Here is an 8,255-nt window from a genome sequence, read left to right as displayed (position 1 = left end):
AGATGTGTATAAGAGACAGAGACTGGGGAGTGTGAGAAGCGAAGACACCCTCTTTGTCGGGGGGCCGATGGACGGGCGGGTGCTGGCTGTGCTGACCGGCGCCACCGGACACCCGCCGAAGTGGTACGAGATTCCCGTGCCCGGTGCGGATGGCGAGCCCGTTGTCGTGCATACCTATCGGCGTGCGCCCGCGGGATACAGCAAGCGGCTCGGGCTCCAGCGGGGCTGGGTGTACGAGTACGTGTCCGCGGGGCGGGAGCGGCGGGCGTTGAAGTGGCCCTGGTCGAGGCCGGGCGATCCCTCTCAGGGGTGACGCTCCTCCGCCAGACCGCCTACTGGCGATGTATTAGCCGTATAAGCACCTTTCCTTATCTCATCATCACCTGGGGCTGGACCGTCCGTCCCGCGACCGGAGGTGATGAGGTGTCAGGCAGAGCGGTACGAGTACGAGTACGAGCCGCCTGGGCGGCGGGGCTGGCCGCCGTGACGGTGCTCGGTGCGACACCCTGCGTCTCGGCGGCCCCGTCCCCCTCGCCGTCGCCCGCCGCGTCCAGGAACGAGCCCGGCCGGACCGATGGCACCGGTGGCGCCGGTAACGCCGCCGACGACACCGATGGCTCCGAGGACGGAGCACCACCCCGTACCGTCTCCCAAATGCTCACTCGCCTCCAGCGCCTCTACCGCCAGGCCGAGCGCGCCACCGAGGCGTTCAACGCCACCGAGGCCGAGCTGACCCGGCAGCGTGCCGAGACCAAGCGGCTCTCGGCCGCCCTCTCCCGGGCCCGTACCGCACTGGCGCTCAGCCGGGGCGAGGCCGGCCGGCTGGCGCGCGAGCAGTACGAGGGCCACTCCTCCGAACTCTCCGGCTATCTGCGGCTGTTGCTCGCCGAGAATCCGCAGCACGCCCTCGACGAGAGCTATCTGCTGCGCCGCTCGGCCCGCCATCGCGCCCATACCCTGGCCCGGCTCACCAGCGGTGAGAAGCGCGCCGCAGCCCTCGCCGCCGCCTCCCGCGAGGCCCTCGCCGCACAGCAGGCCCTCGCCACCAAGCAGCGCAAGCAGCGCGACATGGTCCGGTCCAGGCTGCTGGACGTCGAGAAGATGCTCGCCTCGCTCAGCGGACGGCAGATCGCCGCGGTGGCCGCGCTGGAGAAAGCCGGTACGGACAAGGCCCAGCGCGAGCTGCTCGCCTCGGGCGCCCTCGGCGAGGGCCTGGGGCCGAAGGGAGCGGCCGGGGCGCCGGGCGGAGGTGCGAGCCGGGCGCCCTCGGCCAACGGCGACGAGGCGGTGCGCTATGCCGTCGAGCAGATCGGCAAACCGTACGAGTGGGGCGCCGAGGGTCCCGACACCTTCGACTGCTCGGGGCTGACCCAGCAGGCCTGGGCGAGCGCCGGGGTGCCCGTCCCCCGTACCAGCCAGGAGCAGTGGGACCAGCTCCCCGAGATCGAACTGCACGAGCTGCGCCCCGGCGACCTGGTGATCTACTTCCCGGAGGCCACACATGTGGCGATCTATCTGGGCGACGGAATGGTGATCCAGGCCCCGCGCCCCGGTACCCGGGTCAAGGTCTCCCCGATCGCCGCGAACCCGCTGCTGGGCGCCGTACGGCCGGATCCCGAGGCCGAGTCGTTGCCCACGGGCGAGTACGAACCGCCGGAGCTGCCCCCGGGCGCCATGGACGGCTCCGACACCGGCTACAACGAGGTCTGAGCCGCCGCCCGTGCCCGCGTCGGGACCCGTACCCGCACGCCTGCTCGGGCCACCGCCCTCACCCCTCGCGCCCTTGCGCGCGGGCGCTACTCCGGGGACGTCTTCAGTGCGTGCCGTACCAGCGTGAGCATCGACTCGACGACCGTGTCCCGGTTGCGCGCGTCCATGATCAGCATCGGGATGTCGTCGGGGATCGTCAGCGCGTCCCGTACGTCCTCGACGTCGAACGGTTCCGCGTCGTCGAACTGGTTGACCGCGATGACATAGGGCAGCCCGGCGCTCTCGAAGTAGTCGAGCGCGGGGAAGGCGTCGGCGATCCGGCGGGTGTCGCAGAGGATGACCGCGCCGATCGCGCCGCGCACCAGGTCGTCCCACATGAACCAGAAACGTTCCTGGCCCGGCGTACCGAAGACGTACAGCACCAGGTCGTTGTCGAGCGTGATACGGCCGTAGTCCATCGCCACGGTCGTGGTGACCTTGTCGGGCGTGGCGCTGAGATCGTCGGTCTCGGCGCTGGCCTCGGTCATCAGGGCCTCGGTCTGAAGCGGGGGGATCTCCGAGACCGCGCCGACGAAGGTCGTCTTGCCGACACCGAAGCCGCCCGCGACCACGATCTTGGTGGCGATGGGCGCACGGGTGTGGTCCAACTGCCATGCCTTGAGCTGCTCTTCGGGCTCGGGCCCGGGCACCGTGAACGGCGAGGCCGCCGATCTCGATTCGAACAGCGAAACTCCCGCACCCGAGCCCGGGACAGCGGCAGTAGTTGTGACGTCAGAGACGACGGAGTCCACTCAGCACCCTTTCCAGCAGCGCGTGGTCGGGCTGGCCCGTGCCCTGCCCGGTTCCGTACACACGGATCTTTCCCTGGTCGGCCAGGTCGCTGAGAAGTACCCGGACGACTCCCAGCGGCATCTTGAGCAACGCCGAGACCTCGGCCACTGTACGCATGCGCCGGCACAGCTCGACGATCGCCCTCATCTCCGGCATGACCCGGGACGAAGCACCGCCGTCCGTCAGCTCCTTGCGCTCCTCCGGCGCTTCGATCGCCGCGACGAAGGTCTCCACCAGCAGCACATGCGCGAACTGGGTGCGCCCGCCCGTGAGCGAGTACGGACGCACCCGGGCGGACCGGTGATCCTCACCCCGGGCCGACAGCCGACGGCCCGGATCGGATACCGGCGTCATTCGGCCTTCTCCATGGACTTCCGCAACTCGTCGCGGAGTTCAGGAGTGAGCACATGTCCGGCGCGCCCGACGAAGAGCGCCATGTGGTACGCGACCACACTCATGTCACAGTCGGGGGTGGCGTGCACCCCCAGCAGCGAGCCGTCACTGATCGCCATGACGAAGACGCTGCCCTCCTCCATGGCGATCATGGTCTGTTTGACCCCGCCGCCCTCCATCAGCTTCGCCGCTCCCACGGTCAGGCTGCCGATCCCCGAGACGATGGTGGCCAGATCGGCGCTGGAGCCTCTCGGGCTCTCGTGGCGTCCGGCGGTGGCCGCCTCGGTGCTCTGCCCCGGGTCGGAGGAGAGCAGCAGGAGTCCGTCGGACGACACAACGGCGACCGAGTGCACTCCTGGCACCTCCTCGACGAGGTTGCTCAACAGCCAGTGCAGGTTCCGGGCTTCACTGCTCAGTCCGAACGTACCGGTCGCGGTCAACTGCGTGCCTCCTCGACTGTCTCCCCCGTCTCATCGGTATGTATCTCGGTGCGGGCCGTGGGCGCCACCCGCTCCATGAGTTCGGCCTCGACATCACGTCGGCCGTCCTTCGCACCCTGATGGAAGCCGCCGAGTCTGCGCCGGAGGGCTTCCGCGTCGACACTGCCGGTCCGCTCGGCCGGAGCGGCGGCGGACTTGACGACTCTGGGGGTGCGCTTGGGCAGACCTTTGCCGGTGGTGCGTTCCCGTCGGGGGGCGGGGCCCTGGCCGGCTGCCGAGGTGTCCGCCGCGGTGGCCGAAGCCGGGGCCGGCTTCGGTGCCGCGCTGGTCCGGCGCGGCAGCGGCATCGTAAAGGTGTCCTGGTCCGGACCCGCGGTCTCCGACTCGCCGTCGCGGACCCGCTCATGGCGGTCGGGACCGATGGCGTACGGGCCGGGCAGCGGGGCGGGATCGGGTACGGCGACGGCTCTGGCGGCGGGGAATCCGCGCCCGGAGTCGAGATCGCGCTCGGGCTCGGTCTCCGAGTGGGAGCCCCGCTCGGACTCGAAGCTCTGGTCGGGTTCGAAGCTCTGGTCGGACTCCGACTCGGACTCGCGCGCCGGCGCTGGCTCCGGCTCTTCGGGCTCCTGTGCGACGAGCGGCCCGGATCCCGGCTCCTGCTTCCGAATCTCCCGTGTCGCGAGGGAATCCGTGCCGGACTCGTCCTCCGCGGACTCGGTGGACTCCGCGGACCCGACGGACTCCGTGGACCCGGCAGACTCGGCGGTTGCCGCCGCTTCGGCGTCCAAGGCTTCCGAGGCGCCCGCGGTCTCCGCCGCCTCGGCCTCCGCCTTGCGGATCGCCTCCTCGGCCGCCACGACCAGCGGATCCGGTTCCGAACCCCCGGGCAGGCCGGGCGAGCTGGTCTCGGCCAGGACCTCAGCGGCAGCCGGTTCCGGCTGCTGGGCCACCGTTGCCGGTGCCGTCCGGTGCGGCGCGGCGCCCTGCGCGGACGTCTGCGGCGACGCCGGGAGCAGCGACGGCGGCAGGACGAGGACCGCGGCCACGCCGCCCTGCTCGTGCTCGCGCAGCTCGATCCGTACGCCATGGCGCGCCGCGAGCAGTGCGGCGACCCGCAGTCCGAGGCCCTCGCCGTCGATCTCGTTCCCGTACCGCTTCCGCGCCCGGCCGTCGAGGCCCACACCGCCCAGCGGGTCGTCCTTGGTGTCCTCGGGGTTGGCCAACCGGGCGTTCAGCTCGGCGAGCCGGTCCGGGGACATCCCGATGCCCTGGTCCTGGACGGAGAGCATCACCTCGCCGCTCTCCAGCAGCCAGCCGGAGAGCTGGACTTCGGCCTCCGGCGGGGAGAACGACGTGGCGTTCTCCAGCAGTTCGGCGACGAGATGGCTCAGGTCGTCCGCGGCGAAGCCGGCCACCTGGGAGTGCGGCGGCAAGGACTGGATGGTGACCCGCTCGTACCGTTCGATCTCGCTGACCGCCGCGCGCAGGACGTCCACGAGCGGGACCGGGCCGTGCGAGCCGCGGCCGTGGTCGTGGCCCGCGAGCACCAGCAGGTTCTCGCTGTGGCGGCGCATGACCGTGGCCATGTGGTCGAGCTTGAAGAGGGTGTCGAGGCGCTGCGGGTCCTGCTCGTCCTCCTCCAGCCCCTCGATCACCGCGAGCTGGCGCTCCACGAGGCCGAGCGTGCGCAGCGAGAGATTGACGAAGGTGTGGTGGACGGTGTGGCGCAGACGCTGGAGCTGGGCGGCGATCTCGGCCGTACGCTCCTGGAGTTCGGCGCGCTGCTCGGCGACCCTCTCGCGCGCGCCGATCAGGTCCGTACGGTCGCCGTCCAGGCTCTCGGCCCGCGCGGAGAGATCGAGCAGGGTGCTGTGCAGGCCGTTGAGGGACCGTACGACCTGGGCGAACTCGTCGTTGCGGCCGGTGAAGACGACCGGCGTCTCGGTCGCGGGCGCCGCCGCGAGCCGGGCCGCGCCGATGCGCAGGACGGCGAGCGGGCGGGTGAGCGTACGGGCGACGGCGGTGGACACGCCGACGGCGACCAGCAGACAGCCGCCGAGGAGCGCGATGCGCAGTTCGAGGCCGGTGACACCGTCGTCGCGGAGCTTTTCGAGGCGTTCGAGGCCGCGGGAGCCGAGCCCGGACTCGACGCCGCGCATCTGGTCGACCCGGGCGGAGAGGGCGGCCCCGGCCTTGTCCTGGTCGGCCTCGCGGTCGGCGTCGGAGAGTTCGGGCTGGTCGGTGAAGCGGGTCAGATACCGCTCGGCGGCCTTGACGTCCGGGCCGGTGACGGTGGCGGCGAGCGACTCGCTCGCCTCGGTGTCCGCGGTCTGGTCGAAGTCGGCGAGCGCGGCGAGTTCACGGACGCGCGACTGCTGGGCGGCGGCGGTGAGTTCGTCGCGGAGCTGGTCGTTCTTCTTGCTGTCCGAGTCGGACCCGGACTCGACCGGGAGCCCGGTGACCGGGTCGTACTGCGGTCCCGAGTCGGTGGGCGCGGGGATGGCGAGCGCGGCCATCAGCAGTCCGCGGGTGGCGGACGCCTGCTCCACCGCGCGGCCGAGCGCGCCGGGGGCGCGGGTGCCGTCGGCGGCCTCGGCCGGGGTCTTCTCGGCCAGTTCGTCGGCGAGGGCCCGGAGCTTGGCGATGACGTCCGAGTACGCGCGGTACGCCTCCAGCGCGGAGCCCTTGCCGGTGAGCGCGGTACGGCGGATGGAGGGGACGGTGGAGAGGTCGTGCAGCAGACCGGGGGAGGCGGACGCGGCGGCGCGGATCTCGTCGATCTGACGGTCGACACGCGCGCTGCGGGCCTCGGAGACGGTGTAGAGGTCCTTGCCGCCCCCGCTCCCGTTGTCCGCGGGGTCGGACTGCTCCTCGCGGCCCGCGGCGATGTAGACGACCACCTCGTCGCGCTCGTCGGCGAGGGAGTGGGACAGGATCACGGCCTGCTGGTTCAGCTCGGCGAGGGTCACCAGCCGCTGGGCGTCGTTCAGTTCGGCCGAGGCGGTGAGGACGGCGGGGGCGCCGGCCGCGATGACGGTGATACCTACGACGGCGACACCGGCGACGAGCCGGGTGCGGACGCGGACACGGCGGCCCTCGGGGACCGTACCGCCCGTACCCGTACCCGTACCGCTGCCACCGCCGATACCCGCACCGCCTCCGGCTCCGGCTCCGGCTCCGGCGATACCCGTACCGCTGCCGATGACGCCGGCGGACCGGCCGGACTTCCCGGGCCTGGGTGCCTTGCCCGCCTTCTTGCCCTTGCCGCCTGGCTTGTTGCTCTTGCCCGCGGGCTGTGCCGGGCCGCTCTCGCCGCCCTGGCCGGGCCCGCCGACCGCGTTGGGAGCGATGGTGGCGTTGATGGTGGAACCGGCCAATCCGGCCGGTCGGGCCATGCCGCCGTTACCCGCGGTCACACTGTCCGTTCCGGCCACGCCTGTCGTGACCTCGCCGGTCTCAGCCTTGGTCGCCCCGCCGCGCGTGACACCGTTACCCCGAGGCCGCTTCTTCTGCACCGGTGCTCGCATTCTTGACTCGTCCGCCCATGAAGCAGAGGTGACGACCGGTCACAACGAAAGGGCCCCCACCTCTGGTACGGCATCAGACCATCCCAGCGCGTTCGGACAAGGGGGCACGCATCGGCCGCTCCGCCACCTGAACGAGTGAACATCACGATGGAGTTGGCAAACAACTCTTCCCAGCCGATGCCCAGCCGGAACCTGGCGTACCGGGTGGACCTTCGGAGCGTGCTTTGGCAGGATGCGCGCCCGCAGCTCGCCGGTCACGGTCAGCACTGTCCCACCCCGCCCTCGTACCGCGTTCATTCTGACCGAATGACAGTGGTTGACCAGGCGGTACGAGTCCACGGACAGCGCGTGCAGAGACCGTGAAGGAGTCATGGGGTCCGCTGGGGGAATCGTGCAGACTGGACATCATGCGCATCGAACTGGCCAGCGCGCCGGGGGCCGCCGCGAGGCCCAATGAGGACTGGACATCCGTGACTCTGCCCGCCGTCGGCCGGGGTGGTGCGCTGGTCGTACTGGACGGGGTGACCCCGCCGGCGGGGGACGACGGTTGTGTGCATGGTGTGCCCTGGTTCACCGCGCGACTGGGCGGGGCGCTCGCCGAACTGTCCGGTTCCCGTTGGGATATGACACTGGCAGAGGTCCTTGCCACTTCGATCAGCCGTACGGCGGACGCACATCGCGACACATGTGACCTTTCTCACGTGCGCACCCCCCAGGCGACCGTCGTACTGGCGCGCTGGGACGGGGACGGCGTCGAACATCTGGTCCTGTCCGACTCGACGCTGCTGCTGGAGTCGCCGGACGGCGCGGTACGGGCGGTGCTGGACGACCGGCTCGACCGCGTCCCGCGGGCGGCGCTGCGCTCGGTGACCTCGGCGGACGCGCTGCGCAATGCGGAGGGGGGCTTCTTCACGGCGGCGGCGGACCCGGGGGTGGCGGCGCGGGCGGTGACGGGCCGTACACCGGCCGCGCAGATACGGTCGCTGCTCGCCCTGACGGACGGCGCGGCCCGCTGGGTGGACGTCTTCCGGGAGGGCGGCTGGGCGGACTGCCTGGCGCTGGTGCGGAAGAACGGCCCGCAGGAACTGATCGACCGGGTCAGGGCGGCGGAGTACGCGGACCCGGAGGGGACGGCGTTCCGGCGGGGGAAGGCGAGCGACGACGCGACGGTGACGTTCGTGGAGCTGTGAGCGGAGCGGCGAACGGAGCGGTGAGGCGGCCGCGGGAGGGGCCGTAAAAGGGGCTGTGAGGGGGCCGCACTCCCCCCTCCCCGCCCCCGTCCTCCCCACCGGGACGCTCAGCTCTCTGCGCGCCTGTTGAGGTGGTTCAGCAGCCGGGCCAGCGCGGCGATCTC

Annotated in this window: 7 protein-coding genes; 3 read left to right on the top strand and 4 right to left on the bottom strand. The window is 71.6% G+C overall.

Annotated features, from left to right (window positions below; genetic code table 11):
- Positions 1-31: 31 nt before the first annotated feature.
- Positions 32-313 carry a hypothetical protein gene (locus WH07_RS12995; RefSeq protein ID WP_046499738.1) on the top strand — a complete coding sequence of 94 codons (282 nt, stop codon included), beginning with the start codon at positions 32-34 and terminating at the stop codon, positions 311-313.
- Positions 314-423: 110 nt separating this feature from the next.
- Positions 424-1,710, top strand: coding sequence for a C40 family peptidase (locus WH07_RS12990; protein WP_046499736.1), 1,287 nt, complete (start codon positions 424-426; stop codon positions 1,708-1,710).
- Positions 1,711-1,796: 86 nt separating this feature from the next.
- On the opposite strand, the gene WH07_RS12985 is transcribed toward WH07_RS12990, so the two are convergent.
- The 4 genes from WH07_RS12985 to WH07_RS12970 all read right to left on the bottom strand — a co-directional run bounded on the left by WH07_RS12985 (position 1,797) and on the right by WH07_RS12970 (position 6,808).
- On the bottom strand, positions 1,797-2,399 hold the full coding sequence (locus WH07_RS12985) for a GTP-binding protein (protein ID WP_232788852.1): 603 nt from the start codon (positions 2,397-2,399) through the stop codon (positions 1,797-1,799).
- A gap of 82 nt (positions 2,400-2,481) precedes the next feature.
- Positions 2,482-2,895: a DUF742 domain-containing protein gene (locus tag WH07_RS12980; RefSeq protein ID WP_046499732.1), complete on the bottom strand. Its 414-nt coding sequence runs from the start codon at positions 2,893-2,895 to the stop codon at positions 2,482-2,484.
- Positions 2,892-3,374: a roadblock/LC7 domain-containing protein gene (locus WH07_RS12975; protein WP_046499730.1), complete on the bottom strand. Its 483-nt coding sequence runs from the start codon at positions 3,372-3,374 to the stop codon at positions 2,892-2,894. The genes WH07_RS12980 and WH07_RS12975 overlap by 4 nt, the downstream gene beginning before the upstream one ends.
- Complete coding sequence (locus WH07_RS12970; protein WP_232788851.1) at positions 3,371-6,808, bottom strand: sensor histidine kinase; 3,438 nt, start codon at positions 6,806-6,808, stop codon at positions 3,371-3,373. The genes WH07_RS12975 and WH07_RS12970 overlap by 4 nt, the downstream gene beginning before the upstream one ends.
- Positions 6,809-7,308: 500 nt before the next feature.
- Between WH07_RS12970 and WH07_RS12965 the strand changes: the two genes are divergently transcribed.
- Positions 7,309-8,091 (top strand): protein phosphatase 2C domain-containing protein, encoded by a 783-nt coding sequence (locus WH07_RS12965; protein WP_046499728.1) that lies wholly within the window; start codon positions 7,309-7,311, stop codon positions 8,089-8,091.
- The last annotated feature ends 164 nt before the right edge of the window (positions 8,092-8,255 follow it).

Source organism: Streptomyces odonnellii (assembly GCF_000981895.1).
Taxonomy (GTDB): Bacteria; Actinomycetota; Actinomycetes; order Streptomycetales; family Streptomycetaceae; genus Streptomyces; species Streptomyces odonnellii.
Note: the sequence above shows the minus strand (reverse complement) of the source record. Positions and strands in the feature narration are given on the sequence as shown.

Coding starts and splice junctions, on each gene's coding strand:
- WH07_RS12980 (WP_046499732.1), bottom strand. CDS start 2,895: ATGACGCCGGTATCCGATCCGGGCCGTCGGCTGTCGGCCCGGGGTGAG.
- WH07_RS12965 (WP_046499728.1), top strand. CDS start 7,309: ATGCGCATCGAACTGGCCAGCGCGCCGGGGGCCGCCGCGAGGCCCAAT.